Annotated in this window: 25 protein-coding genes, 1 rRNA gene and 1 pseudogene; 15 read left to right on the forward strand and 12 right to left on the reverse strand. The window is 69.6% G+C overall.

Going from position 1 to position 25,300, the window contains the following annotated elements; translation table 11 throughout:
- Positions 1 to 117: pseudogene (locus tag VGB24_RS12595) on the reverse strand (IS5/IS1182 family transposase); the annotation flags it as partial.
- A 294-nt stretch (positions 118 to 411) separates the two neighbouring features.
- On the opposite strand from VGB24_RS12595, the gene rpiA reads away from it, so the two are divergent.
- Complete coding sequence (rpiA, locus tag VGB24_RS12600; protein ID WP_331073300.1) at positions 412 to 1,119, forward strand: ribose-5-phosphate isomerase RpiA; 708 nt, start codon at positions 412 to 414, stop codon at positions 1,117 to 1,119.
- On the forward strand, positions 1,116 to 1,787 hold the full coding sequence (rpe, locus tag VGB24_RS12605) for a ribulose-phosphate 3-epimerase (RefSeq protein ID WP_331073301.1): 672 nt from the start codon (positions 1,116 to 1,118) through the stop codon (positions 1,785 to 1,787). Before rpiA ends, rpe begins: the two co-directional genes overlap by 4 nt.
- Before the next feature lie 117 nt (positions 1,788 to 1,904).
- Here the strand turns inward: rpe and VGB24_RS12610 are convergent, their stop codons facing one another.
- Entirely contained in the window at positions 1,905 to 2,408 is a 504-nt protein-coding gene (locus VGB24_RS12610) for a hypothetical protein (RefSeq protein ID WP_331073302.1), read from the reverse strand.
- A 144-nt stretch (positions 2,409 to 2,552) separates the two neighbouring features.
- Here VGB24_RS12610 and VGB24_RS12615 point away from each other — a divergent pair, with 144 nt between their 5' ends.
- Positions 2,553 to 3,920 (forward strand): amidohydrolase family protein, encoded by a 1,368-nt coding sequence (locus VGB24_RS12615; protein WP_331073303.1) that lies wholly within the window; start codon positions 2,553 to 2,555, stop codon positions 3,918 to 3,920.
- A 108-nt stretch (positions 3,921 to 4,028) separates the two neighbouring features.
- Positions 4,029 to 4,280 carry a hypothetical protein gene (locus VGB24_RS12620; RefSeq protein ID WP_331073304.1) on the forward strand — a complete coding sequence of 84 codons (252 nt, stop codon included), beginning with the start codon at positions 4,029 to 4,031 and terminating at the stop codon, positions 4,278 to 4,280.
- A 101-nt stretch (positions 4,281 to 4,381) separates the two neighbouring features.
- Here VGB24_RS12620 and VGB24_RS12625 read toward each other — a convergent pair whose 3' ends face one another.
- From VGB24_RS12625 to VGB24_RS12670, 10 genes are all read right to left on the reverse strand, one after another.
- A complete protein-coding gene (locus VGB24_RS12625) occupies positions 4,382 to 5,635 on the reverse strand; it encodes an ABC transporter substrate-binding protein (protein WP_331073305.1) in 1,254 nt (417 codons plus the stop codon).
- Between the two features lie 44 nt (positions 5,636 to 5,679).
- Positions 5,680 to 5,967, reverse strand: coding sequence for a hypothetical protein (locus VGB24_RS12630; protein WP_331073306.1), 288 nt, complete (start codon positions 5,965 to 5,967; stop codon positions 5,680 to 5,682).
- Positions 5,968 to 6,007: 40 nt separating this feature from the next.
- Positions 6,008 to 6,430: a hypothetical protein gene (locus VGB24_RS12635; RefSeq protein WP_331073307.1), complete on the reverse strand. Its 423-nt coding sequence runs from the start codon at positions 6,428 to 6,430 to the stop codon at positions 6,008 to 6,010.
- Positions 6,431 to 6,523: 93 nt separating this feature from the next.
- Positions 6,524 to 7,027, reverse strand: a complete 504-nt coding sequence (locus VGB24_RS12640; RefSeq protein WP_331073308.1) for a hypothetical protein — start codon at positions 7,025 to 7,027, stop codon at positions 6,524 to 6,526.
- A gap of 81 nt (positions 7,028 to 7,108) precedes the next feature.
- A complete protein-coding gene (locus VGB24_RS12645) occupies positions 7,109 to 7,912 on the reverse strand; it encodes a cyclase family protein (RefSeq protein WP_331073309.1) in 804 nt (267 codons plus the stop codon).
- Positions 7,913 to 8,395: 483 nt separating this feature from the next.
- Positions 8,396 to 9,277, reverse strand: a complete 882-nt coding sequence (locus VGB24_RS12650) for a xanthine dehydrogenase family protein subunit M (protein WP_331073310.1) — start codon at positions 9,275 to 9,277, stop codon at positions 8,396 to 8,398.
- Positions 9,274 to 9,741, reverse strand: a complete 468-nt coding sequence (locus VGB24_RS12655) for a carbon monoxide dehydrogenase subunit G (protein WP_331073311.1) — start codon at positions 9,739 to 9,741, stop codon at positions 9,274 to 9,276. The genes VGB24_RS12650 and VGB24_RS12655 overlap by 4 nt, the downstream gene beginning before the upstream one ends.
- A 73-nt stretch (positions 9,742 to 9,814) precedes the next feature.
- Entirely contained in the window at positions 9,815 to 10,696 is an 882-nt protein-coding gene (locus tag VGB24_RS12660; protein WP_331073312.1) for a hypothetical protein, read from the reverse strand.
- A 3-nt stretch (positions 10,697 to 10,699) separates the two neighbouring features.
- Positions 10,700 to 13,063: a xanthine dehydrogenase family protein molybdopterin-binding subunit gene (locus tag VGB24_RS12665; protein WP_331073313.1), complete on the reverse strand. Its 2,364-nt coding sequence runs from the start codon at positions 13,061 to 13,063 to the stop codon at positions 10,700 to 10,702.
- 144 nt (positions 13,064 to 13,207) lie between these two features.
- Positions 13,208 to 13,723, reverse strand: a complete 516-nt coding sequence (locus VGB24_RS12670; protein ID WP_331073314.1) for a (2Fe-2S)-binding protein — start codon at positions 13,721 to 13,723, stop codon at positions 13,208 to 13,210.
- A gap of 226 nt (positions 13,724 to 13,949) precedes the next feature.
- On the opposite strand from VGB24_RS12670, the gene VGB24_RS12675 reads away from it, so the two are divergent.
- The 11 genes from VGB24_RS12675 to VGB24_RS12725 form a co-directional block, all read left to right on the forward strand.
- The gene (locus tag VGB24_RS12675; protein WP_331073315.1) at positions 13,950 to 14,642 is read left to right on the forward strand and encodes an HAD-IA family hydrolase; all 693 of its coding nucleotides are present in this window, start codon (positions 13,950 to 13,952) and stop codon (positions 14,640 to 14,642) included.
- Complete coding sequence (locus VGB24_RS12680) at positions 14,639 to 15,388, forward strand: class I SAM-dependent methyltransferase (RefSeq protein ID WP_331073316.1); 750 nt, start codon at positions 14,639 to 14,641, stop codon at positions 15,386 to 15,388. The genes VGB24_RS12675 and VGB24_RS12680 overlap by 4 nt, the downstream gene beginning before the upstream one ends.
- 79 nt (positions 15,389 to 15,467) lie before the next feature.
- Complete coding sequence (locus VGB24_RS12685) at positions 15,468 to 16,811, forward strand: amidohydrolase family protein (protein WP_331073317.1); 1,344 nt, start codon at positions 15,468 to 15,470, stop codon at positions 16,809 to 16,811.
- A gap of 147 nt (positions 16,812 to 16,958) precedes the next feature.
- Entirely contained in the window at positions 16,959 to 17,387 is a 429-nt protein-coding gene (locus tag VGB24_RS12690; protein ID WP_331022562.1) for a cobalamin B12-binding domain-containing protein, read from the forward strand.
- Complete coding sequence (locus VGB24_RS12695; protein WP_331073318.1) at positions 17,384 to 19,024, forward strand: acyl-CoA carboxylase subunit beta; 1,641 nt, start codon at positions 17,384 to 17,386, stop codon at positions 19,022 to 19,024. Before VGB24_RS12690 ends, VGB24_RS12695 begins: the two co-directional genes overlap by 4 nt.
- A 132-nt stretch (positions 19,025 to 19,156) precedes the next feature.
- On the forward strand, positions 19,157 to 19,747 hold the full coding sequence (locus VGB24_RS12700) for a Uma2 family endonuclease (protein WP_331073319.1): 591 nt from the start codon (positions 19,157 to 19,159) through the stop codon (positions 19,745 to 19,747).
- Positions 19,748 to 19,887: 140 nt separating this feature from the next.
- Positions 19,888 to 21,261 carry an acyclic terpene utilization AtuA family protein gene (locus VGB24_RS12705; RefSeq protein ID WP_331073320.1) on the forward strand — a complete coding sequence of 458 codons (1,374 nt, stop codon included), beginning with the start codon at positions 19,888 to 19,890 and terminating at the stop codon, positions 21,259 to 21,261.
- 142 nt (positions 21,262 to 21,403) lie between these two features.
- Positions 21,404 to 22,315: a ribonuclease Z gene (locus tag VGB24_RS12710; protein ID WP_331073321.1), complete on the forward strand. Its 912-nt coding sequence runs from the start codon at positions 21,404 to 21,406 to the stop codon at positions 22,313 to 22,315.
- Between the two features lie 165 nt (positions 22,316 to 22,480).
- On the forward strand, positions 22,481 to 24,310 hold the full coding sequence (gene typA / locus VGB24_RS12715) for a translational GTPase TypA (RefSeq protein WP_331073322.1): 1,830 nt from the start codon (positions 22,481 to 22,483) through the stop codon (positions 24,308 to 24,310).
- 262 nt (positions 24,311 to 24,572) lie between these two features.
- The gene (locus VGB24_RS12720; RefSeq protein ID WP_331073323.1) at positions 24,573 to 24,818 is read left to right on the forward strand and encodes a hypothetical protein; all 246 of its coding nucleotides are present in this window, start codon (positions 24,573 to 24,575) and stop codon (positions 24,816 to 24,818) included.
- A 357-nt stretch (positions 24,819 to 25,175) separates the two neighbouring features.
- Positions 25,176 to 25,300, forward strand: a 16S ribosomal RNA gene (locus VGB24_RS12725); the annotation flags it as partial.

Below are 25,300 nucleotides of genomic sequence, written 5' to 3' on the forward strand. Positions count from 1 at the left end.
GGCGATCAGCCGGTTCCAAGGAATCACCTGGTCCATCTCCGCGAGGAAGCGCTCCCGGCGGGTCTGCTTCCGCTTCTGCGTCCAGGCCAAGCCGGCAAAGGTCGTCTGCTCGCGCATTCGTCGCACTCAGTAGGGGGGGGGCCGCAGAGCACAATCTACGGCGCCCCACCTTGAGTCGCGATGGACGGATAACGGATTTGCAGAGCTTCCTTAGTGCGTTGAGGAGCAAGTCGTATTCGTCTGGCCGGTGCGCGGTCGAGAGGCCGCGCGCCTGATTTGACGACACGCTTCACTCACTCCCGCACTAACGCACTTACGCACTAACGCACTCCCTTTCGCACTTTCGCACTCTCGCACTACCTTCCCGCCCCTCAACAAGCCCCAGCACGACAACCCCAACCAGGCACACCGGTGCACACCAGCGACACCGAGGCGTTGAAGCGGGCCGCGGCCGAACGGGCCGCGGAGTGGATCCAGGACGGGATGACCGTGGGGCTGGGCACCGGCTCCACCGTCCGCCACCTGCTGGACGTGATCGCCGAGCGCCGCGCCGCCGGCGAGTGGCGGTCCATCGTCGGCGTGCCTACGTCGGACGACACCGAGCAGCGCGCGCTGCGCCTGGACATTCCCCTCGCCACGCTCGCCGAGCGCCCGCGGATGGAAGTGGCCATCGACGGCGCCGACGAAGTGGACCCGCAGCTGCGGCTGATCAAGGGGCTCGGCGCGGCGCTGCTGCGCGAGAAAATCGTCGCCGCCGCATCCGCCCAGCTGGTGATCGTGGCCGATGAAACCAAGGTCGTTCAGCGGCTGGGGACCAAGGCGCCGCTGCCGGTGGAGGTCGATCCGTTCTCCGAGCCCATCCAGCCCGATTTCCTGCGCTCCCTCGGCGCCGAGCCCGTGCTGCGGGTGAAAGACGGGCGGACGGTGGTGACGGACGGCGGCAACCACATCCTGGACTGCCGCTTTCCCGACGGCATCGCCGACCCGGAGGACATCGAGCGCCGGCTGCTGCTGCGCCCCGGCATCCTGGAATGCGGGCTGTTCCTGGGGATGGCGACGGCCGTGGTGATCGCGGGGAGCGGCGGGATCGAGGTCCGCACGCGGGGGGCTGCACGATGAGCCGCATCAAGATCGCCCCCTCCATCCTCTCGGCAGACTTCACGAGGCTGGGGGAGCACATCCGCGAGGCGGAGCAGGGCGGGGCAGACTGGATTCACGTGGACGTGATGGACGGGCACTTCGTCCCCAACATCACCATCGGCCCGCTGATCGCGGCGGCGGCCAAGCGCTCGACGGGGTTGCCCATCGACGTGCACCTGATGATCGAAAAGCCCGAGCGCTACCTGGCGGACTTCGCCAAGGCGGGGGCCGACTACCTGACGGTGCACGTGGAAACCAGCCCGCACCTGCACCGCACCGTCCAGCAGATCCGGGAGCTGGGCGTAAAGCCGGGCGTGACGCTGAATCCCGGGACGCCGGCGGACGCCATTGCCGACATCCTGCCGTACGTGGACCTGGTGCTGGTGATGTCGGTGAACCCGGGCTTCGGCGGGCAGTCGTACATCCCCACCAGCACGGCCAAGATCGCGCGCATCCGCCGGATGCTGGACGAGCGCCGGCTTCACCACGTGGAACTTCAGGTGGACGGTGGCGTGGCGCCGGACACCATCGCCGACGTCGTGCGGGCCGGCGCGAGCTGCGTGGTCGCGGGGTCCGCCGTCTACAACGCAAAGGCTCCCGTGGCCGAGAACATCCGCCTGCTTCGCGAGGCCGCTGGCCAAACGTAGAGCCGTGGTGTGCAGGCGGAGGCGGCAGGCCCGCTGCTGGGGTGGATGCACCGTCATCACCGAAACGCTCCTTCCCCTTCACGCAGAGCACCGGGTGAGCTCGGTGCGCTTTCGCGACTAGCCGCCGGGTTGTTTCGGCGCCGGCTGATACCACCGATCGGCGGTCAGGCGGCGCGGGCTTCGGGAAGGCCCGCCCTGCTCGGCGGGATCGAATCGCAGGCGGAACGTGCCCGGCTGAAACGGCGGCGCCTGCACCAAGAAGGTGCTCGGGCCGCGCCGCCGCTCGCTGTTCACGTACATGTCGAAGTACAGGTGCATGGCGCGGCCGCCGGAGTACAGCGATACGCGGCGCAGCCGGATGGCGCACCCCGCGCGCGACCATTGCAGCAGGTTTGCGGTGTCATGGGCGGCCGGGGCGGGGGTGTACGCAGCGCTCATCCGGAGCGGGCGGGGCGCGCCGGTGGTATCGCTCACCACGCTGTCCATCGCCGCGGGGTCCACACGCCGCCCGCCCGCGTCACGCACCTCCAACAGCACCGCGACCGGCCAGCAGCTCTGCGCGCCGGCGGTGCTCGCCGCCATCGGTGCCATCAGCAATCCCACCATCCACGCAAGGCGCACGATCCCTCCTCCGGGTTCGGGTTCGCAGTCGGGTGCTGCCGCCATTATCTTAGCGGCACCTCCTTCGCCGCACGATACACCCCCGAGCACATCATGAGATCCCTCCGCTCGCTCCTTGGCCTTGTTTGCGCGCTCCTGATAGCTGTGCCCCTGGCCGCCCAGCAGCGCCCGGCACTCGCCCCCGCGGCCCGCGCCTTCGTGTCCGTCGACGAGCCCGTGGTGGCGCTCACGCACGTGCGTCTGGTGGACGGCACCGGGGCGCCGGCGCGCCAGGACCAGACGGTGATCGTGCGCGGCACCCGCATCGAGTCCGTTGGGCCCGCCGCCACCACGCCGATCCCGGCCGGCGCGCGGGTGATGGACCTGTCCGGCCACACGGTGATCCCCGGCCTGGTGTCGCTGCACGAGCACACGTACTTCGGCGGGCTGAGCCGCAGTGTGCCGATGAACGCCAGCGCGTACCTGTACCTGGCGTTTGGGGTGACGACGGCGATGACGGCCGGAAGCCAGCTTCCGGACGAGGAAGTGGAGCTGAAGCGCGCCATCGACGCGGGCCGGATGCCCGGCCCGCGCCTGCACATCGCGGGGCCGTACATCACAGCGGGCACGCGGCGGACGGGCGCGTTCCGCGGCGTGGACTCGCCCGAGGAGGCGCGGCGGTTCGTGGACGAGTGGGCGGGGAAGGGCGCTACCTGGTTCAAGGTGATGAGCGGCCCGCGCGAGGTGCTGTCGTGGGTCATCGAGGCGGCCCACGCGCGGCGCCTGCGCGTGACTGGCCACCTGTGCGCGGTGACGTTCGGCGAGGCCGCGGAGCTGGGCATCGACGCGCTTCAGCACGGGTTCATCACCGCCAGCGAGTACGTGCCCGGCAAGCGGCCGGACGTGTGCCCTCCGGGCAACCAGCGCGCCCAGGCCGACGTGGACGTGGCCAGCCCGGCGGTGCAGGAAAGCATCCGCCGCATCGTCGCGACGGGTACGCCCGTGGTGAGCACGCTGGGCGTGTACGAGAGCTTCATCCCCGGGCGGGCGCGGCTGGACTCGTCCGCTATGGCCATGCTGGCGCCGGCCACGCGCCGTGAGGTGGAGGCGAACCATGCCGGCCTGGCCGAGTCCGGCTTCACCGTCCCGGAGCGGCTGCTGGAAAAGATGATGCGGTGGGAGCGGGACTTCGTAACCGCGGGCGGGCTGCTGGGGGCGGGCTCGGACCCGTGGGGCACGGGCTTTCTTCCCGGCTTCGGCAACCTGCGCAACTACGAGCTGCTGGTGGAGGCCGGCTTCGCCCCCGAGCAGGCGATCCAGGTCATGACCCTGAACGGCGCGCGCATTCTGGGCGAAGAAGCGCGCATCGGCTCGGTGGAGCCGGGCAAGGCCGCGGACCTGGTAGTCATCCGCGGCGACCCGCTCGGCACCCCGTCGGCGATCTACGAGGTGACGACCATCTTCCGCGACGGCATCGGCTACGACTCCGCGAGGCTCCGCGAGTTCGCCAAGGGCAAGGTGGGCATCTATTAGAACCGCCCTCGCGGGCGCGTAAAGCTACCCATGCCCGCCGTTCCGCGTTGCAACAGATTCTTCTCCGCGGGTGGGCGGGAGCTCCAGGACGACGGTTCGCCGGAGCTGGTGGCGGTCGAGGCCCTGGTGTTCATCAAGGCGTCGGAGGCGGCGGGCAACACGGCGCCGCCCACGTTCGCGGGGCGCACCTTCGATCGCATGCAGGACGATCCGGCGACCGCGCTCGACAAGGCACACATGTTCGAGCCGCACTACGATCTGCACGTGTGGCTGTACCGCGAGAACCCGCGTGGCGTGTTCGCGCAGTTCAATCCGAACGCCACCTGCCAGCACCACCAGGGCGGCTCGCACGCGCACTGAGCACAAGCGCGAACAACGAAGCCGGCGCCGGAGAAATCCGGCGCCGGCTGCTTGTCGTACTGACCGCGCTGTACCCGATAACGCTACCGGCTTCGCGGCGCCTACCGGCTGAGCGTTCCCGATCGCGTCTCGTAGCCCGCGACGCGCTTCCAGGCGTGGCCGGTGCCGGACGGGCGGATGGCCCAGAAGTCGAAGTCGGCGTACTGCCGGTCGCCCGCGGCGTTCAGCGTGGCCCAGCCGGTGGTGCCGTGGTACGTGCCCGCCGCCTGCACGAAGCGCGACGCCAGCGAGTCGGCGCTCACGCGCGCGGGTGAGGCCAGGTACGCCAGCGCCGCCACCCACACGGCATCGTACACGGCGAGCGCGAACGCATCGGGCGCCATGCCCGCGCGCTGCTGGATGCGCGTGGCGACGGGCTGCCAAGTCGCGCTCGCCGCCAGGTCCAGCCCGAAGAGCGCCGACGGAAATCCGACCTGCTGCGCAAACGCGACTGCCGCCGGCCGGGTGAGCAGCGCGCCGCTCTGCGCGATGCCGTCCGCCCCGTACCAGCGCACCGAGGCGAGCACCGGGTCCCCCGCCGCGGCCACGAACACGTCCGCCACCTCGTCGAAGCCCGCCAGGTACACGCCCACCTCGCTCGCCGGCCGCGTGGTGAGCGCCTGCCGCACCTGCGCGCCCAGCGCGGTGATCGTCGCCGCGTAGCTGGTGGCGTTCGTCGCGTACTCCACGCCGGCCGATACGCTTCCGCCGCCCGCGGTGAACCCTTTCCGCGTGGCCGTGTGAAGCCCCTGGTTCCCGGCGTCCGCACGCCAGACGGGGATCACCGCGCGAACGCCATCGCCCCACATCAGCGCCGCCGAGGCGATGCCCTCCAGGCTGTCCGCCGCCGTGAAGCGAAAGATGTGGTCGCCCGGCACCGCCAGCGATCCCGCCGTGCTGGACTGGCTGACGACGATCAGCGGGTTCGCGTCCACGTACGACTTGATGGCGGCCAGCTCGGCGCTGGACTGCGGCCCGATCACCATCTGCACGCCGGCGGCCTTCAGCGACTGCACCGCCGAGAGCGCCGTTGCCGGGTCCAGCTTGGTGTCGCGCACGTCGGCGCGGAAGGTGATTCCGCGCCCCGCGGCGAAGCGGTTGGCGTCCTCCACCGCCAGTTCCATCGCGGCCTTGCTGGTGACGCCGAGCGACGCCCAGTTGCCGGTGAGCGAAAAGATTCCGCCGATCGTCACGTCTCGCGTATCGCTTCCCGTGCTGTCCTCGCATGCCCCGGCACCGGCCAGGAAGAACGCCGTGCACGCGATGCGGAGGGCCGTACGCGCGAGAGTGGCGCGGGAATGGGACTTCGTGGTCAACAGGTGTCCTTTGCGGGAAGGGCAGGGGAGAGGGGGCGCCGCCTCTACGGGCCCCGGTATTCGACCCGGAAGTCCGGGCCAAGCTCAGAACGGATGGTGTCCAGGATTTCGACTGCCGCCTGGTGGAACCTGTCGTACTCCTCGGGCGGCCAGAGCCCCGCGCCGCCGGGGTCGTCCCAATCTAGCGCGGTATCGTGCCAGACCGACAGCTCTTCCAGGCGCTGGCGCGTCGCGTCGGAGAGGGGAAGCTCGTCTTCGATGGGTCCCACGTCGAACGCGTCGCGTGCCGCTTCGTTCCCACACCAGAGGGTGCCGCCGCGCCACTCGAACATCAGCCGCAGGTGGTAGCGAGGTTCCGGTGCGGGCGACCTACTATGATCCGGCGTTGGCATCGTCCGACATCGCGGGCATCCGGCGCTGCAGCGGCCCCTTGAGCATGAACCTCCGGATTTTCGCACGCTTGAGGCCGGCGGTGACGAGATCACTCGCCTTGTCCGCCGCGTTCATCCCGTCCTCCGCCCGCCGTCCCAGCCGTGCGGCTACGTACGCGCCAAGCGGCGCATCGGGGAGCTTCTTCCACGACTTCCGGCGAATTCTCGCCACGAACACGTCGTCGCCGCCGCCTAACGCGGACTGCAAGGCGCGCGATTCCTCGTGCCGGAACGCGCGGTTGGCCTTCGCCTTACGCCGGGCGATCGCCTTGTGCGCGATGCCCCTGGATTCGGCGAACGTGTTGCGGCCGTCCTTCGCATAGCTCAGCAGCTTCTTTTCCCGCGGAGTGCGCCTGTGGTTCATGCTTTCCCGATGGACGTCAGCTCGCCCTGCACCCGGGGGCCGGACAACGCCGCGGCCCACGACAACAGGCCGCCCAGTTGCTCAAAGCAACGTTCATTGGTGCTCCGTCGATTCTTGAACCGCGGTAATCACCGCGTGACCAGCGTGGAACACCGGCGCGAGCGGATGGCGCTCATACCCGAGGTCGTCCTCGTCCGCCTCTGCTGCCAAGATGCCGCTGACGGTGCGGACGTAGAATCGTACCCGGCCTTCGCCCGGCGGCGGTGTCGCGTCGGCCGGCGCGAACTCGGCGTGATGTGCCTCGGCCGCGTCGAGGAATTCCTGGGTCGCGGCGTAGACGACGTCGTGCTGCCCCGCGCCGATGATCCCGCCACCGGTGCTGAAGTACAGGCTGGTGGTTCCGTCCGCGAACGCGACGAGACTCACAAACGCCTGCGGGTAGCCGGTTTCCATCATCACACCCACGACGTGCGGTCTCTGTGGTGCAGGCGGGAACTCGCTCACGTCCACCTTCAGCGCCTGCTCACGAAGCTCACGCACCATGTCTGCGGGGTCAGTCACTGCGGGCGCCGACTTCTTTTTGCGGTTGAACCACACGGTATGAATTGCCTCTGATCGATGAAATGGGAGGGGAAGGAATGCCTTCCCCTCTCGGGGTGAATCCATGGAAAGCCTGCGTCAGATCTCCCTCGGCCACTCGCCGTCGAACGCCACCACGCGGGCGAACGCCGCTTCGCCGCCCTGGAACTTCCAGGGGAAGCAGCCGATGATCAGCCGGCGGTTCTGCAGCGCCGGGTGGCTGATGTCGCCGCCCAGGTTTTCGATGTGCATGCAGTTCTTGTCGAACAGCTTGTTGTGCGTCAGCTGGTAGTCCTCGTCGGGGAACAGGCGCGCCACCGCCTCGGGCCCGCCGAACTTGCGCTCGGCCGCGGCGCGCACGCGGTCGCAGTGGCCGTGCATCCCCTTGCCCAGGAACCGGCCGATGGGCAGGTCCATCGGGTGATCGGTGGACACCACGTCCACGCCCCAGATGTGGATCTCCTTTTCCAGCAGCCACGGCACCATGTCGGGATGCGCGCCGGGGTGCATGTGGATGTACTTCTCCTCGTCGGGCTGGTCGCCCCACTGTGCGTGCCGGTGCCAGCCGGTGTGGAGCAGCAGGATGTCACCCTTCTTCACCTCCACCCGCGACTCGATCATCTCGGGCGTGTACACCGCCAGCTCGTCCATCTCGTCGCTCAGGTTCACGATCACGCCAGGCCCGCACAGCCACTCCATGGGGATCTGGTCGATGGTCATGCCCCCGGTCACGAAGTGCCGCGGCGCGTCCAGGTGGGTGCCCATGTGGTTGGACGTCTGGATGTACTGCGCGTTCACGCCGTGCTCGGCCTTGCGCTTGATGTACTTCACCTCGAAGGGCGGATAGTACGGCCAGAAGGGCGCCTGCTCGTTCAGCGGCTGCGACAGGTCGTACACTTTCATCGGATCTCCGGAAGCACGGGGTTGAGTTTCAGTCGACGGCGGGGTGCCGCGGTCGAGTCACAGGTTACGAAAGAGACAAGGACCGGGTGCGGTTCGAAGGCGGCCGTGCCAATCCGCGGCTGCCCTCTCCCCCCGGCCCCCTCTCCCGCAAGCGGGAGAGGGGGAGAATTCGCGCGCGCTCCGGCTGGCCTGGCGCACTAGACCCCGCGAGCAGTCCGCGAAGGCGGACTTCGGGCCGTCGTTGCCGCGGTTTCAACCGCCCCAGCAGAAGCCGAGGCCGCGGCACGGGTGTCCGCTGCCGCGCCCCGGCATCGAGGCACCCCGGGCTAGATCCTTCGGCCCGCGACGGATGGCGTACGGGCCAGTGCGGTGCGCCTGGGCCTCAGGATGACAAGCCTCCGTGCACCAATGGCGTGGATGCACCTAGCTGGGGTGTTCTCCCCTCTCCGCGCGTAGTTTGCGCGGGGAGGGCCCACCCGCGTGTCAGCGCGACCGGGTGAGGGCCCGCTCGAACGCGCGCGGCAGCACCCGCTGCACCAGCACCTTCACCAGCTGCCGCCGGTACTCGGGCGAGGCGTGGATGTCGCCCGGCGGATCGACATCGCGCTGGCTGGCGGCCTCGGCGGCGGCGCGGATGGCGGCCTTATCCGGCGCCTGGCCCACCAGCGCGGCAGCGGCCTCAGCCGCCAGGACGGGCCCCTCGCCCACGCTCAGGAGCGCGATGCGGGCGGAGGAGCACCGGCCGGCCTCATCCACCTGCACGGTCGCCGCGATCCCCGCCAGCGCGTAGTCGCCGTGGCGGCGCGACACCTCGTCGAACGCCCAGCCGGTGCGCGGACCCGCCGCGGGAAGCTCGATCTCCGTCAGCATCTCGTCCGGCTCCAGCGCGGTGCCGAACAGTCCCGTGAAGAACTCGCCAGCCATCACCAGCCGCTCGCCGTTCGGCCCGCACAGCCGAAAGCGCGCGTCCAGCGCCAGCATCACCGCCGGGATTTCCGCCGCCGGGTCGGCGTGGGCGATGCTGCCGCCCATCGTGCCTCGGTTGCGGATCTGCGCGTGCGCCACGAACGGCAGCGTCTCCGCGATCAGCGCCGCGCGCGCGGCGACCAGCGGGTCTCGCTCCGCCGCGCGCTGCCGGACCATCGCGCCGATCCGCAGCCCTCCATCCACCTCCGCGATCCCGTTCAGCCCGGCGATGCGGTTGAGGTCGATCAGCACGGCGGGCACGGCCATGCGAAAGTTCATCGCGGGCACCAGGCTCTGTCCGCCGGCCAGCAGCTTGGCATCGTAGCCATGCTCCGCCAGGAGGGACAGCGCCTCTTCCACGCTGTCCGGCCGGTGGTACTCGAACGGGGCCGGCTTCATTTCGCGCCGCCACCCGCGGCCAGGCGCGCCTCCAGCTCCTTGTTCAGCGCGTCCAGCCCCTGCCGGGTGAGCATCTTGGCCACCTGGTCCAGCAGCCGCTGCCCCACGCCCGCCACCTTGCCGCCGATGGAAAGGTCCGCGTGGTAGCGCATCTTGGTCCCGCCCGCCACCTCGTCCAGGTTCACCGTCGCGCTGCCGCGGGTGAATCCCAGCGCGCCCTTGCTGTCCACCATCATGGTGTAGCTCGCGGGCTCCACGCGGTCCTTCAGTTCCACCTTCAGCGACCACTCCGCCGCCGTGACCGGGCCGACGCCGATGCGGATCACGCCCTCGTACACGCCGTCGCCGGTCAGGTGAAGCTTGCGGGCTCCCGGCATGGCCTTGGCCAGCACCTCGGGGTCCTGCAGCAGGTCCCACACGGTCTGGCGCGGGCCGGGAAAGGTGTGCTCGCCGTCGACGATCATGGATGGATGCGTGGTGGGTCGCCGTGGGTGTCTGCCCGGAGCGGACAGCGTTGCCGTGTAGCCTTGTATGGTTTCATCCGCCGCGCCGGGCGGACCCGCCGCGGGTGGATACCAGTTCCAGCGTCTCGCTGAACCGACGTTCCTGGGAAGCCCCCTCCGCCGATCCATGGTTCGGCAGGGTGAGGCTGTGGGTTCCACTCCGCGTACGCCGGACCAGCCTGCCCGCCGCCACATCGAAGTACCAGCGCCCCCGCTCTTCCTCGTACCGGCTGGAGGCGAACGGCATGAGCGGCGGGCCGCCCGGCGGCATCGCCGGAGCGGTGCGTGAGCGGATCCGCCGCTCGAACAGCGACTCGTACTCCACCACGACGATCGCGGCGCCGCCGATGACGGTGTCGCCCGCCACGCGGTAGGTGGCGGTCCGGGTCTGCCGCCCATCCTCGGTAGCCGACGAGAGGTCCTCGTCGCTCTTGACCTCCCACTGCCGTCCGGTCGACAAGAGGCCGCCGGGCAGCCGCGGAAGCAGCGAGCGGAGTCCGTCGCCGAGGTCCGACCAGTCCGGGTGGATCGGTGTGTCGGTTTCCACGCTGTCGATCCCCCGGCGCCCCAGCTGCAGCACGAACGGACGGCCCACCACCTCGGGTCCGCCGGTCCGGACCGGCTGGCCGGACCCGGGCATCTCCTCCCGCGCGGATTCGATCCACGCGGTCGCGCGGCTGCCGCCCGTGAAGGCGAATGCGATGCGCGCCTCGCGCACGGTTTTCCGCCCGCCCTCCCCCGGCGCGCCCGCCATGCCGATCGATACGCTCCACTCTGTCGTAAGCGCGTACCGGAGCGTGTCACCGGGGACGTAAGCGTACGCTGCATCCCCCGGCCCGGCGCTGCCGCCAGTCCCAGCGGCCGCGCAGCCACCGATACCCAGGAAGAGCAGGGCCAGGAGTGGGCGGACGATCATCGGTCAGTCCGCCGCGAGCGCTTCCGCGCGCACGCCGGGGGCGGATCGGATCAACTCGAACAGGCGGTTGGGGCTCAGGGGGATCTCGCGGATCTCCAGCCCCAGGTGAGGCACCGCGTCCTCGATGGCCTGGGCGAACGCCGCGCCGGTGGGAATGCACCCTGCCTCACCCACGCCCTTCAGCCCCAGCGGGTTCAGCGGCGCGTCCGTTTCGCGGTGCGCCATCTCCACGTTGGGAACGTCCATCGCGGTCGGCAGCAGGTAGTCCATGAACGAGGCGTTCTGCAGCTGCCCGCCCTCGTCGTACACCAGCTGCTCGTAGAACGCGTTGCCGATGCCGTGCGCCACGCCGCCCTGCACCTGCCCGGCGACGATCATCGGGTTGATCAGCTTGCCGCAGTCATGGACGACGATGTAGCGAAGGATCTTCACCATCGCCGTCTCGGGGTCCACCTCCACCACCATCGCGTGAACGCCGCTGGCCGTGCTGCCGTGGTCCGGGCCGAAGTACGCCGTGGCCTCCAGCCCCGGCTCGCTGCCGGGCGTCACCGCGCCGCGCAGCGGGTTGGCGTGGCCGGCCAGCTCGCCCAGCGTCATCGCCCGGTCGGGGTTGGACCGCGAGCGGATGGAGTTCGCCGCCAGCTCCACGTCGTCGGGCGCAATGCCCAGCACCCGTGCGCCTGTCTCCATCACCTTCTTGCGCACGGCGAGCGCAGCCTCGTGGCACGCGCTTCCCGCCACCACCGCGCCGCGGCTGGCGAAGGTTCCCGTCCCCCAGCCGAACTCGCGCGTGTCGCCCGTGATCACGTGCACGCGGTCCACGTCCAAGTCCAGCACCTCGGCCACGATCTGCGCGAAGGCGGTGTAGTGCCCCTGGCCCTGCGTGCCCAGTCCCGTGGCGACCCGCACCTGCCCGCTGGGCTCCACGGTCACCCGCGCGCCCTCGTACGGGCCGATGCCCGTGCCCTCCACGTACGAGACCACGCCCATGCCGATGTAGCGGCCCTCGGCCCGCGCCGCCGCCTGCTCCCGCGGAAAGGTGTCGCGGCCCACGATGTCGAGCGCGGCCTCCAGCGCCGGGGCGTAGTTGCCGCTGTCGTAGTACAGGGGCGCGAAGTCCTGGAACAGGATCTGGAACGTGTGGGGAAACACGTCCTTCCGCAGGTAGTTGCGCCGCCGGATCTCCGCCGGCTCCAGCCCCAGCTGCCGCGCGGCGATGTCCAGCAGCCGCTCCATCACGAACACGCCGTGCTGCCGCCCCGCGCCGCGCACCGGCGTCACGGTGACGGTGTTGGTGAACACCGCGCGGAACTCGCTGTGGTACGCCGGCACGTCGTACGGGCCCAGCAGCGTGCACTGGCTGTTGATGGGAACGGTCAGCCCGTACGGATCGTACGCGCCCGTGTCGTGAAGGAAGAAGTCCTGCACGCCCAGGATGCGCCCGTCGGCGGATAGCGCGATCTCGGCGTCGTGGATCTGGCTGCGCTCCTGGGTGGTGGCGAAGAAGTTCTCCTGCCGGTCCTCGGCCCACTTCACCGGCCGCCCCAGGCGCATGGCCACCCAGGGGACCAGCACCTCTTCGGGATAGAACATCATGATCTTGGGCCCGAAGCCGCCGCCCACGTACGGGGCGACGACGCGAACGCGCGACTCCAGCAGCCCCAGCATCCGCGCCAGCCCGTTGCGGATGGGGATGGGCGCCTGGGTGGTGTCCCACACGGTCAATTCTTCCGCGCGGGGATCCCACCGCGCCGCCACGCAGCGGTTCTCCATCGCCGCCGCCGCGCCGCGGTCGTAGTGGAAGCGCCGCGAGATGACGACGTCCGCCGCCGCCTTGGCCGTTTCGTAGTCGCCGTGCCGCTGCACCACGTGCGCGGCCAGGTTGGTGCCCAGCTGCGGGTGGAGGATCTCCGCCCCCGGCTCCAGCGCGGCCTCCAGCCCCACCACCGGGTCCAGCGGCTCGATGTCGACGACGATGTCCGCCAGCGCGTCCTCGGCGATGTACCGGCTTTCGGCGATCACCATGGCGATGGCCTCGCCCACGTGCCGCACGCGGTCCTTGGCCAGGGGCACCTGCGACGCCTGGTTGAAGACGATGCCGTCGATGGGCGGAGGCGGAACCAGCAGGGGTCCGGGCTGCCAGTAGTCGCCCAGGTCCTCCGCGGTGATGACGGCCACCACGCCGGGCCGGGCGAGCGCCGCGGACGCGTCTACGCCCCGCAGCACCCCGTGCGCATGGTCGCTGCGCACGAAGGCGGCGTGCAGCATCCCCTCGAGCTGCACGTCGTCCACGAACAGCGCGTTCCCGGTGAGGAGGCGGCGGTCTTCGTTCCGCGGTACCGACGTGCCGACGTAGGTTCGACTCAAGGGAGTGCGTTAGTGCGTGAGTGCGTTAGTGCGGACGGAGCCAAGGCGCGCACGATCCCTACCCGAACGCCACAGCCCGCAATCCGCGAAGGCGGATTTCGTGTGGTCGTTGCCGCGGATTCATCCGCCCGGGGCATGGCTGGACTATGCACCCGGGTTCGCCGGCTGATCCGCATCTTCCGAGGCCCCCATCCGTTCCGCCGCCAGCTGCACGGCCGCTACGATGTTCTGATATCCCGTGCAGCGGCACAGGTTGCCCGACAGCGCCTCGCGAACCTCGGGCTCGGTGGGCGACGGGTTGTCGCGCAGGAACGGGATCATCGACATCAAAATTCCCGGCGTGCAGAAGCCGCACTGCAGGCCGTGCGCGTCGCGAAAGGCCTCCTGCAGCGGGTGCATGGGGCCGGTACCGGCGGTCAGGCCTTCCACGGTGGTGATCTGCGCGCCGTCCGCCTGCACGGCGAACACCAGGCACGAGCGCACCGCCTCGCCGTCGATCATCACCGTGCAGGCGCCGCACACGCCATGTTCGCAGCCCACGTGGGTGCCGGTGAGCGACAGGTCCTGGCGCAGGAAATCGCTCAGCAGCAGGCGCGGCTCTACCGCGCGCCGGTACTGGACGCCATTGACGGAAAGAGAAACGTCCACGGGTTGGGCCACGCGTGCGGCTGTGCCGGGGTGGAACCAAGAGATTCCGGGCGGGCGCGGACGCGTGAGGCGGGTGCGTCCGGTCTCGCCGGGGAAGGTGAGGCTGCAAACAGACAGATAGGATGCCACGTTCCCCGCCGCAAGTAGGCGCGCTCGCGCCCGGGTGGCGGCGCCCGTAAGTTGGCGGCCTGCCGGGCGGCGCCGCCGCCGCCCGCCTGCAAATCAGCACGGGACACCGATGACGCCGCCGAAAGCCATCCTGTTCGACGCCGGAAGCACGCTGGTCTGGCTGGATCACCCCTACCTCCTGGAGCTCGCCCGCCAGCACGGGATCGACGTACCCATGGAGCGGCTGCTGGATGCCGAGTACACCGCCAAGGCGCGCCTGGACGAGCTGATCCGCAGCGGCGAGGTCAGCGACGACCGCAAGCGCGGCGAGGTGTTCTTCGCCGAGATCTTCCGCCAGCTTGGCGTGGGGCGGGAGGCGTTTCCTCCCATCGCCAAGGCGCTCTGGGCTCGCCACGGGGAGCGCAACCTGTGGAGCAACGTCCGCGAGCGCACGGCCGAAACGCTGGACGAGCTGCGCCGCCGAGGCTACCGGCTGGCCGTCATCTCCAACGCGGACGGCCGGGTGGAGGCGCTGCTGGAGAGCGTGGGGCTGGGATCGCACTTCGAGTTCGTCATCGACTCCCACCAGGTGGGAATCGAAAAGCCGGATCCTCGCATCTTCCACATCGGCGCCGAGCGGATGGGCATCCGCCCGGACGAGGCCGTGTACGTGGGCGACATCTACGAGATCGACGTGCAGGGCGCCCGCGCGGCGGGAATGCGGCCCGTGCTCATCGACCCGCTGTGGCGCTGGAACGACGTGGATTGCGAGCGCATCCGCGGCCTTCACGACCTGCTGGACCTGTTTCCGGAGACGGCGTGAGCGCCCAGGGGTGGTGGGACGGGTACTTCGACGAAACGTTCGTCGACATCTACCGCGACTTCCTGACGCCGTCGCGCACGGAGCGCGAGATCCAGGGCCTTCGCGAGATGGTGCCGCTGGATTCCGGCGCGGACGTGCTGGACCTGGCCTGCGGATGGGGCCGGCACTCGCTGGAGCTGGCGCGCGCCGGCTTCCGGGTGACGGGGCTGGACTGGTCCGAGACGCTGCTGGCCCGCGCCCGCAAGCGCGCCAGGGCCGCCGGGGTGACGGTGGATTTCGTCCAGGGCGACATGCGCGAGGTGCCGTGGACGGGCCGGTTCGACCTCGCCCTCTCCATGTATTCCTCGCTCGGCTACTTTCTTTCCGACGAGGAGGACCTGCGCGTGCTCCGCGGCGCGCACCGGGCGCTGAAGTCCGGCGGCGTGTTCGTGCTGGAAACCATGCACCGCGACCACATCCTCGCCGATTTCACCGAGCGCGACTGGTGGGAAACGGAGGGCGGCGCCACGGTGTGGGTGGAGCGCGAGTTCGACGCGGTCGAGGGCGTCAGCCGCGAGTGGACGCGCTGGTCGCGGGGCGGGGAATCGGGGGAGAAGTACCACGAGCTGCGCATCCGTTCCGCCACGGAGTGGGACGCGCTGCTGCGGCAGGCCGGCCTGGTGCCCGTCGACTGGTGGGGCGACTGGGAGCTGGCGCCCTTCATCCACAGCAGCGAAAACCTGATCGCCGTCTGCCGGCGCGCCTGACTTCCGTCGCGCTGGCGCATTCGCCCGGCCCGATGCAATATGGGCGTGCTAAATTTTTCGCCCCTCACCGGTCTGCGTGATGAAGCCGAACTTCTTCTGCCGCCTGCTCTGCGGCGCGCTCCTGCTCGCCGCCCTGGCGCCGTCCGCCGCGTGCGCCCAGCCCGGCGCCGCCGACGTGACCGCGTTCGAGAACGTGTCCGTGATCCCGATGGACAGCGAGCGCACGCTGCGCAGCCACACCGTCCTCGTGCGCGGCGACCGCATCGTGGCCGTGGGGCCGGCCACATCCGTCCCCGTGCCGCAGGGCGCCCGGCGCATCGACGCACGAGGCAAGTTCCTGGTCCCCGGCCTGGCGGAGATGCACGGCCACGTGCCGCCGCCGAACGCGCCCGCGCAGTACACCGAGGACGTGCTGTTCCTGTACGTGGCCAGCGGCATCACCACCGTCCGCGGAATGCTGGGCGCCCCGGGGCAGCTGGAGCTGCGCGCGCGCACGAACCGCGGCGAGCTGCTGGGCCCCACGCTGTACCTGGCGGGACCGAGCTTCAACGGCAACTCCGTCAATACCCCCGAGCAGGCGGTGCAGATGGTCCGCGAGCAGCGCGCGGCCGGGTGGGACCTGCTCAAGATCCACCCCGGCCTTACCCGCCCGGAATACGACGCCATGGCGCGCGCCGCTGCCCAGGAGGGCCTCCGCTTCGGCGGCCACGTGCCCGCGGACGTAGGGCTGATGCACGCCATCGCGATGGGGCAGGAGACGTTCGACCACGTGGACGGCTACGTGGAGTACGCGGGCGGCGCGGAGGGGCCGATCGACGCGGCGAAGCTGGATTCCGCCGTGCGGGCCACGCGCGAAGCGGGCGCCTGGGTGGTGCCCACGATGGCGCTGTGGGAGGTCCTGTACAACACGCTGCCGCTGGACTCGCTCCTCGCGTATCCCGAGCTGCGCTACACCTCGGCGCAGTCGGTGCGCAGCTGGACGAACGCGTACAACCAGCGCCGCAACGCGCCGGACTACGATGCGCCAACGGCTCGGCGTAGCATCGACGCGCGGCAGCGGGTGCTGGCGGCGCTGCACCGCGGCGGGGCGGGCATCCTGATGGGGACGGACGCGCCGCAGCAGTTCAGCGTCCCGGGATTCTCTCTCCATCGCGAGTTTCCCCGCATGCGCGCGGCCGGGATGACGCCGTACGACATCCTGGTGACGGGCACGCGCAACGTGGGCGAGTACTTTCAGCGCCAGGACGCGTTCGGCACCATCGCCGTGGGCCGCCGCGCCGACCTGCTGCTGGTCGACGCCGATCCCCTCGCGGACGTCGCCAACCTGCAGCGCATCGCGGGCGTGATGGTGCGCGGCCGCTGGCTTCCGCGCGAAGAGATCCAGGCGGGGCTGCGGGCCATTGAGGCGCGCAATCCCAGGTAGCAGCGGCAGATGGACGCGGCAGGGCCGAAGTGGCGTCGCGAGTGCCGCCAACGCTTGCCGCCGCCTTGCGTTCCGCCGTATGATACGCGCCCTGCGGCCCATCCGGGGCACAGGGCGCGTAACCGCAACGTACATCCGATTCTCGATATGTCTGAACGGAAGATCCGGGTGCTGGTGGCCAAGCCCGGCCTGGACGGCCACGACCGCGGCGCCAAGGTGATCGCCGCCGCGCTCCGCGACGCCGGCATGGAGGTCATCTACACCGGCCTTCACCAGACGCCGGAGATGATCGTGAACGCCGCCATCCAGGAAGACGTGGACGTGGTCGCGCTCTCCATCCTGTCGGGTGCGCACATGACGCTGTTCCCGGCCGTCAAGCAGGCGCTGGACGCCGAGGGCGCCGACCACATCCTGATCACCGGCGGCGGCATCATCCCCGAAGAAGACATGGCCGCGCTGCGCGAGCAGGGGATGGGTCAGCTGTTCGGCCCCGGGACGCCCACGACGGCGGCGGTGCAGTACATCGCCGACTGGTTCGCGGAGCACGGCCGCGATCGCGACGACGCCGGCCAGTGACGGCGCCCGTGGCAGCGGCGGACGCACCCGCCGCCGAATCGCGCTCGCGCACCCTCGCCCGCGAACTGCGCGAGCTTGAGGCGCGCCTGCGCCAGGGCGGCGGGCCCAAGCGCATCCAGAAGCAGCACGACGACGGCAAGCTGACGGCGCGCGAGCGCATCGGCCTGCTGGTGGACCCGCGTTCGCGCTTCCAGGAAGTGGGCCTGCTCGTGGCGCACGACCAGTACGAGGGGCAGGCGCCCGCGGCCGGCGTGGTGACGGGCTTCGGCACGGTGTGCGGGCGCGAGGTGGTGGTCATCGCCAACGACGCCACCGTCAAGGCCGGCTCGTGGTGGCCCGAGACCATCACCAAGATGCTGCGCGCGCAGGAGATCGCCATGCGCTGCCGCGTGCCCATCATCTACCTGGTCGACAGCGCGGGGGTGAACCTGCCGTACCAGGGAGGCGTCTTTCCCGGGCAGTACGGCGCCTCGCGCATCTTCTACTACAACTCCATCATGCGGCGCTACCTGAAGGTGCCGCAGATCGCCGCGGTGATGGGGCCCTGCATCGCGGGCGGCGCCTACCTGCCGGCGCTCAGCGACGTGATCCTGATGGTGGAGGGCACGTCGTTCATGGGGCTGGGCGGTCCCAACCTGGTCAAGGGCGCCACGGGGCAGACGGTGGATTCCGAGACGCTGGGCGGCGCGCTGACGCACAACGCCATCTCGGGGGTGGCACACTACCGGACACCGGACGACCGGTCGTGCATCGGCAAGATCCGCGACCTGGTCAAGCAGCTCCCGCGCGAGACGTCCACGCTCCCGATCACTGAGCCCAAGCCCGGCGCGCGCCCCGAGGCCGACCTGTACGACCTGCTGCCGCCGGACCACAAGCAGCCGTACGACATGCGCCAGGTGCTGGGCTGCATTCTGGATGGCGGCGAGTTCGACGAGTTCCAGGCCGACTACGCGCCGGAGATGATGTGCGGCCACGCGCGCATCCAGGGCATTCCCGTGGGCGTGATCGCCAACGCGCGCGGCATGCTCAAGGATCCGCACGGCGGCGCGCCCAAGTTCGGCGGCATCATCTACGCCGATTCGGCCGACAAGGTGGCGTTCTTCATCGAGACCCTGAACCGCCACGGAACGCCCATCCTGTTCGTGCAGGACGTGTCGGGCTTCATGGTGGGCTCGCAGGCCGAGCACTCGGGAATCATCCGCGCCGGCGCCCGCTTCGTCGAGGCGATGGCCACGGCCACGGTGCCCAAGATCGTGCTCACCATCAACCACGCGTCGGGTGCCGGGTACTACGCGATGGCGGGGCAGGGGTTCGACCCCGACTTCATCTTCACCTGGCCCACGGGGCGCATGGGCGTGATGGAAGGCGACAGCGCGGCCGTGGCGCTCTTCAGCACGCAGCTGGAGGCGCTGAAGAAGGAGGGCAAGAAGCCCGACGCCGAGCTGCAGGCCAAGATCGACGCCGTGCGCGCCGACTACGACAAGCAGCTCGATGCCCGCTTCGCGGCGGCCCGCGGCTTCGTGGACGCGGTGGTGCTGCCGGACGAGACGCGCGCCACGCTGGCGCTGGCGTTGCGCACCTGCATCAACAACCCGGGCCCGCACCTGGGCGCGTTCGTCCTCCCGCCGAACCTGTAGCGCACGTCCGGTGCGTGGCGGAAAATGAACAAACTTGACGGGCCCGGAAAGCGCCGCTAGCGTTTGCTGCGTTCGCTTGCCGGGCCCGTTCGTTGCTTGCGGTACACGTCGCGAGACAGCCAGGAGCAGCAGATGAGCACTCTCATGATCGAGCCGGAGACTGACGTGGGCGCCGAGTTCCAGCGGCGGCGCTTCACAGTCGAGGAATTCCAGCGAATGGGCGAAGCCGGCATCCTCGAGCCCGAGGAGCGGGTGGAACTCATCGACGGGGAGGTCGTTCAGATGACACCGGTGGGGGCCAGGCATAACTGGTCCGTGATCGACCTGACTGAGCACCTGATTCGTTTGACAGGGGACGAGCTGCAACTGGCCGTCCAGTGCTCCCTACAGGTGGGATCGGAGCAGCTCAGTCCCGACTTTGCGGTTCTGCGTCGCGGCGGCCGGCGGGACCGGGTGCCGCAGCCGGAGGATTGTGTGCTGCTCGTAGAAGTCGCCGAATCGTCCGTGAGCTTTGATTCGAGGTTCAAGGCCCGGAAATACGCAAGTGTCCACATCCCAGAGTACTGGGTGCTGGACCTGCCAAAGGACCGCGTCTTGGTGTATCGCCGTCCCGAAGGCGGTTCGTACCGGGATACCATGGCACACGCGCGTGGTGCGTCGTTCACCTCGCCTGCTCTGGGCGGCAGGACCATCCAGGTCGCCGACGTTCTCGGAGCGCGGTGACCCGCGGGTTGCCCCCGCGCGCCGCGAAGTGAATTATCCCGTCCGGAGGCTGCGTTGTGCGGCCTCCGAACTGTTTTGGGACCGGATCTTGAGCACGCGGCGGCTTTCGCCGTTCATCCATACGATCTCTCGCGAGCCTGATGAAAGACCGCATTCGCATCGCCTCCGGCCAGGGCTTCTGGGGCGACCAGCTCGACGCCCCCAAGCAGCAGGTGCAGGGCGGACCCATCGACTACCTGATGCTCGACTACCTGGCCGAGGTCACCATGTCGATCATGCAGAAGCAGCGTAGCCGCAACCCGGCCGCGGGCTACGCGCGCGACTTCGTGCCGCTGATGGGCGAGATCCTGGGCCCCGTCGTGGAGCGGGGCATCCGCGTGATCGCCAACGCCGGCGGCGTGAACCCCGCCGGATGCCGCGATGCCGTCCTCGACGAAGCACGCAAGGCCGGGCTGGCGGGGCGGGCGCGGATCGGGATGATCACCGGCGACGACATCCTCGACCGCCTGCCGGACCTGCTGGCGCGCGGCGTGGAGCTGAAGAACATGGAGACCGGCGAACCGCTCTCCACCGTGCTCGGCCGCGTGCAGAGCGCCAACGCCTACATCGGCGCGCGGCCCATCGTCGAGGCGCTGCGGCAGGATGCGCACGTCGTCATCACGGGGCGCTCCACCGACACGGCGCTCACCTACGGCCCCATGATCCACGAGTTCGGGTGGAGCCTGGACGACTTCGACCGCATCGCGGCGGGCGTCGTGGCGGGGCACATCAACGAGTGCGGCGCGCAGGCCTCCGGCGGCAACCACCTGGTGGACTGGCGCACCATGCCGGGGCTGGCCAACGTCGGCTATCCCATCATCGAGGCCTCGCCCGACGGCTCTTTCGTCGTCACCAAGCACGACGGCACCGGCGGGCGCGTGACGCTGGCCACGGTCAAGGAGCAGCTCGTCTACGAGATGGGCGATCCCGTCAGCTACATCACCCCCGACGTGGTGGCCGACTTCACCACCATCCGCCTGGAAGACGCCGGGCCGGACCGGGTGCGCGTGCACGGCGTCCGCGGCGGCCACGCGACGGACATGCTGAAGGTGAGCATCGCCTATTCAGACGGCTACAAGGCGTCGGGCACGCTGGTCTACGCCTGGCCCGACGCGGTGGAAAAGGCGCAGATGGCCGACCGGGTGCTGCGCGAGCGGCTGGACCGCCTGGGGCTGAAGTTCGACGAGGTGCTCACGGAGTACGTGGGATGGAACGCCACGCACGGCCCGCTCGCCGGCCCATTGCCGAAGGACCTGCCCGAGGTGACGGTGCGCTGGGGCGTGCGCGGCCAGGACAAGGCGGCCGTGGAGCGCTTCACCAAGGAGATCGCGCCGCTGGTGCTGGCCGGTCCGCCGTCCGTCACCGGGTTCGCGGGGGGGCGACCCGCCGTGCAGGAGATCATGGCGTACTGGCCCGCGCTGATCCCCAAGACCGAGATCGAGCCGGGGCTGAAGGTCGAGGTGATGACGGCATGAAGGGGAAGGGGAAGGGGAAGTGCGTGAGTGCGTTAGTGCGGAAGTGCGGGAGTGAACTGCAGGAAGGCGCGGCGGTGGTGCCGATTGCCGTTCCGCACTCACGCACTCACGCACTCACGCACTATGCTCCACGCCCAGTCGCATGCGAGTAACCTTTCTCGGCACCGCCGCGGCGCGTCCCACGGTGGGCCGCAACGTCTCGTCGCTCATCGTTCAGCGCGAGGGCGACGTGATGATGTTCGACTGCGGCGAGGGAACGCAGCGGCAGATGATGCGCTACGGGACGGGGTTCGCCTTCAGCGACATCTTCTTCAGCCACCTTCACGCCGACCACTTCCTGGGCGTCATCGGCCTGCTGCGCACCCTGGGGCTGCAGGCCCGCGAAGAGCCGATGGACCTGTGGACGCCGCTGGGCACGGCCGAGGTGCTGAAGCAGGGCGTGGAGCTGGGGGTGGAGCGCGTGCCCTTCGAGGTGCGCATCCACGAGCTCGAGCCGGGCGAGGCCGTCGAACGCGGCGTGTACGACATCGTGCCCTTCCGGACCACGCACGCCGGGCGCTCGCTGGGCTACGCCATCGTCGAGCACCCGCGGCTGGGGCGGTTCAACGCCGCGCTCGCCCGGGAGATGGGCATTCCCGAAGGGCCGCTGTGGGGCAAGCTGCACCATGGCGAGGCGGTGGAGGTGGATGGACGGACCATCCGGGCGGAGGACGTCGTGGGCCCCGAGCGCCCGGGCCGCAAGCTCGTCTACACGGGCGACACGCGTCCCTGCGCCCCCACGCGCGAGCACGCCCGCGACGCCGACCTGCTGATCCACGAGGCGACGTTTGCGCACGAAGAGGCCGAGCGCGCCGTGGCCACCGGGCACAGCACCGCGCGCGAGGCCGCGGAGGTGGCGTCGGCCGCCGGCGTGCACCGCCTGGCGCTGACCCACTTCTCCCCCCGCTACGCCGACGACCCGCGGGCGCTGGAGCGCGAGGCGCGGGCCGTGTTCCCCGAAACCGTCGCCGCGTACGACGGGCTGGTGATTGAGGTGCCCTACCGCGACGCCTGAGCTTCGATAAAGCCTGTCCGGGGGTGGACCCGAGGGCTTAAAGCGGTTATATTGCCGGGCTGTTTCCGAGAGCGGGCACCTCGTTTCCGAGAGGCGCCCGTCTTTCTTTGGAACCACGTGGCAAGACCGTACCCGGGCCGTGGGGCTCGACAGAGATAAGATTCCATGTCCATTCGCAACATCGCCATCATCGCGCACGTCGACCACGGAAAGACGACGCTGGTGGACCACATGCTCCGCCAGGCCGGCACCTTCCGCGAAAACCAGCACGTGGCGGAGCGGGTGATGGACAGCAACCCGCTGGAGCGGGAGCGCGGGATCACCATCCTGGCCAAGAACCTCTCGGTGCGCTGGCACGACACCAAGATCAACATCGTCGACACCCCGGGCCACAGCGACTTCGGCGGCGAGGTCGAGCGCATCCTTCGCATGGTCGACGGCGTGATCCTGCTGGTGGACGCCGCCGAGGGCCCCATGCCGCAGACCCGCTTCGTCATGCGCAAGGCGATGGAGCTGGGGCTTCAGCCCATCGTGGTCATCAACAAGATCGACCGCGGCGACGCCGATCCGCACCGCGTGCACGACGAGGTGCTGGAGCTGTTCATGGAGTTGGAGGCCGACGACCACCAGCTGGACTGCCCGTTCCTGTACGCGGTGGGCCGCGAGGGCGTGGCCATGCTCGCGCCGGAGGATCCACGCAAGGACCTGACGCCGCTCTTCGACAGCATCATGAAGACGATCCCGGAGCCCAGCGGGCAGCCGGTCGGTCCGTTCCAGATGCTGGTGTCGACCATCGACTTTTCGCCGTACCTGGGCCGCCTGGCCATCGGCCGCATCGAGCGGGGCTCGGTGAACGTGGGCGACTCGGTGGTGCTGCTGGAGAACGGCTTCGAGGGCGGCGCCGTCCCGGCGTCCGCGCGCACCCGGGTGAGCAAGCTGTACACCTTCGACGGCCTGGAGCGCCACGAGGTGGAAACGGCCTCCGCCGGCGACATCGTGGCGCTGGCCGGCCTGCCCAACGTGGACATCGGCAGCACGCTGTGCGACCCCGAGAACATCGAGGCGCTCGAAGGCATTGCGGTCGAGGAGCCCACGGTGTCGGTGGACATCATGGTGAACAACTCGCCCTTCGCCGGGCGCGAGGGCAAGTACGTCACCAGCCGCCAGGTTCGCGACCGGCTCTTCAAGGAGCTGGAAAGCAACGTGGCGCTGCGGGTGGAAGAGACGGATTCGCCCGACACGCTCACGGTTTCCGGCCGCGGCGAGCTGCACCTGGGCATCCTGATGGAAACCATGCGCCGCGAAGGCTACGAGTTCTCCGTCAGCCGGCCGCGCGTGATCCTGCGCAAGGGCCCCGACGGCCAGCTGCAGGAGCCGTACGAAGAGGTGACCATCGACGTTCCCGAGACGCTGATGGGCCCCGTGATCCAGGAGCTGGGCCAGCGCCGCGGCGAGATGCGCGAGATGAAGAACTCGGGCGGCGGCCTGGTGCGCCTGGTGTACCGCATGCCCGCGCGCGGCCTGTTCGGCTACCGGTCGGAGTTCCTTACCGCCACCCGCGGCGAGGGCATCCTGCATCACCGCTTCATGGAATACGGCCCGTACGTGGGGCCCATGAGCACCCGCAACCGCGGCGTGCTGGTGGCCATGGTGGGCGGCGAGAGCGTGGCGTTCTCGCTGGGCAACCTGCAGGAGCGCTCCACCTTCTTCATCGCCCCCGGCGTGCCGGTGTACGAGGGGATGATCGTGGGCGAGAACTCGCGCCCGGGCGACATGGAGGTGAACGTCACCAAGGGCAAGAAGCTCACGAACATGCGCGCCTCCGGCAGCGACGACAACATCCTGCTGGAGCCGCCGCGGCAGATGACGCTCGAGGACGCCATGGGCTACATCGCCGACGACGAGCTGATCGAGGTGACGCCGCAGACCATTCGCCTGCGCAAGCGCCAGCTGAACGCCAACGACCGCAAGAAGGCCTCGCGCGCGGCCTCCTGAAGCCGGTCCACGACGCCAGCGGAAAACGAAGCGGGGGAGAGCCGAAAGCGCTCTCCCCCGCTTCGTCTTCGCCCCCCGCACACGACCCCGTCCGCACTCCCGCACTCACGCAGTCCCGCACCGCGAGCGCAGCGGGCCCCAAGCCCCTTGACTTCCCCCAAGGCCGATATACTTTCGGGCCGAACGGGGCTGGTCGGCGTTTTGCTTGCTGCCCGCTCGCGGGCCACTCAGGCAGTTATCCGTCTACACAGGAGACTTCGGAATGCCCAACGTGATGGCTCACCCGGCGGTCGGTGAGGAGTTCGACCTGGACGAGGTGTTCGTCGCCCGCTTCGAGGAAGAGGCCGCGGAAGACGACTTCGACGCCGAAGAGGGCGACGACTGGGGTGAGGACGACGACTTCGACGACGAAGACGACTGGGACGACGACGACGAGTGGGATGAAGACGGCGACGAGGATTGGGACGCCGAAGACGACGACTGGAGCGAAGACGAAGAAGAAGTCTGAGTTGCCCCGCCCCTGACCGCCTCGCGTATTTCGCCCGGCCGCCGGTGCTTCCGGCGGCCGGGTATGTTTCGGGATTTTTCTTTCCGCCGGCGTTCGATCGGAAAGAAACCGCCGCCCGGGGGTTGACCGGGACCACACGGGGGTTTATACTTCGTGCCTTGCCGCGAGCCACGGGCCGCGCGGTGCAGAGAAGTTTTTGACAATCAGGGTGTTTGGGAGTGTCTGTGAGGACCTCGCCCGCGGGTATACCTTCCCGGGGGCCGCGCAGGCCGCTTCGGCGGACGGGCGCACGAGGAATCAAAGGCAAAATTCCGGACGAACGGAACATTGTTCGATCCAACAAGAGCTGTTTGAATTCTCATGGAGAGTTTGATCCTGGCTCAGGACGAACGCTGGCGGCGCGCTTAACACATGCAAGTCGTACGGGGGGTTTCGGCCCCCAGTGGCGAACGGGTGCGTAACACGTGAGCAACCTGCCTGTG

Origin of the sequence: Longimicrobium sp. (assembly GCF_036399935.1) — a bacterium.
Lineage (GTDB): Bacteria > Gemmatimonadota > Gemmatimonadetes > Longimicrobiales > Longimicrobiaceae > Longimicrobium.

Coding starts and splice junctions, on each gene's coding strand:
- VGB24_RS12635 (WP_331073307.1), bottom strand. CDS start 6,430: ATGAACCACAGGCGCACTCCGCGGGAAAAGAAGCTGCTGAGCTATGCG.
- VGB24_RS12685 (WP_331073317.1), top strand. CDS start 15,468: ATGAAGCCGAACTTCTTCTGCCGCCTGCTCTGCGGCGCGCTCCTGCTC.
- VGB24_RS12660 (WP_331073312.1), bottom strand. CDS start 10,696: ATGATCGTCCGCCCACTCCTGGCCCTGCTCTTCCTGGGTATCGGTGGC.
- typA (WP_331073322.1), top strand. CDS start 22,481: ATGTCCATTCGCAACATCGCCATCATCGCGCACGTCGACCACGGAAAG.
- VGB24_RS12690 (WP_331022562.1), top strand. CDS start 16,959: ATGTCTGAACGGAAGATCCGGGTGCTGGTGGCCAAGCCCGGCCTGGAC.
- VGB24_RS12650 (WP_331073310.1), bottom strand. CDS start 9,277: ATGAAGCCGGCCCCGTTCGAGTACCACCGGCCGGACAGCGTGGAAGAG.
- VGB24_RS12645 (WP_331073309.1), bottom strand. CDS start 7,912: ATGAAAGTGTACGACCTGTCGCAGCCGCTGAACGAGCAGGCGCCCTTC.
- VGB24_RS12705 (WP_331073320.1), top strand. CDS start 19,888: ATGAAAGACCGCATTCGCATCGCCTCCGGCCAGGGCTTCTGGGGCGAC.
- VGB24_RS12720 (WP_331073323.1), top strand. CDS start 24,573: ATGCCCAACGTGATGGCTCACCCGGCGGTCGGTGAGGAGTTCGACCTG.
- VGB24_RS12710 (WP_331073321.1), top strand. CDS start 21,404: ATGCGAGTAACCTTTCTCGGCACCGCCGCGGCGCGTCCCACGGTGGGC.
- VGB24_RS12630 (WP_331073306.1), bottom strand. CDS start 5,967: ATGTTCGAGTGGCGCGGCGGCACCCTCTGGTGTGGGAACGAAGCGGCA.
- VGB24_RS12655 (WP_331073311.1), bottom strand. CDS start 9,741: ATGATCGTCGACGGCGAGCACACCTTTCCCGGCCCGCGCCAGACCGTG.
- VGB24_RS12700 (WP_331073319.1), top strand. CDS start 19,157: ATGAGCACTCTCATGATCGAGCCGGAGACTGACGTGGGCGCCGAGTTC.
- rpe (WP_331073301.1), top strand. CDS start 1,116: ATGAGCCGCATCAAGATCGCCCCCTCCATCCTCTCGGCAGACTTCACG.
- VGB24_RS12675 (WP_331073315.1), top strand. CDS start 13,950: ATGACGCCGCCGAAAGCCATCCTGTTCGACGCCGGAAGCACGCTGGTC.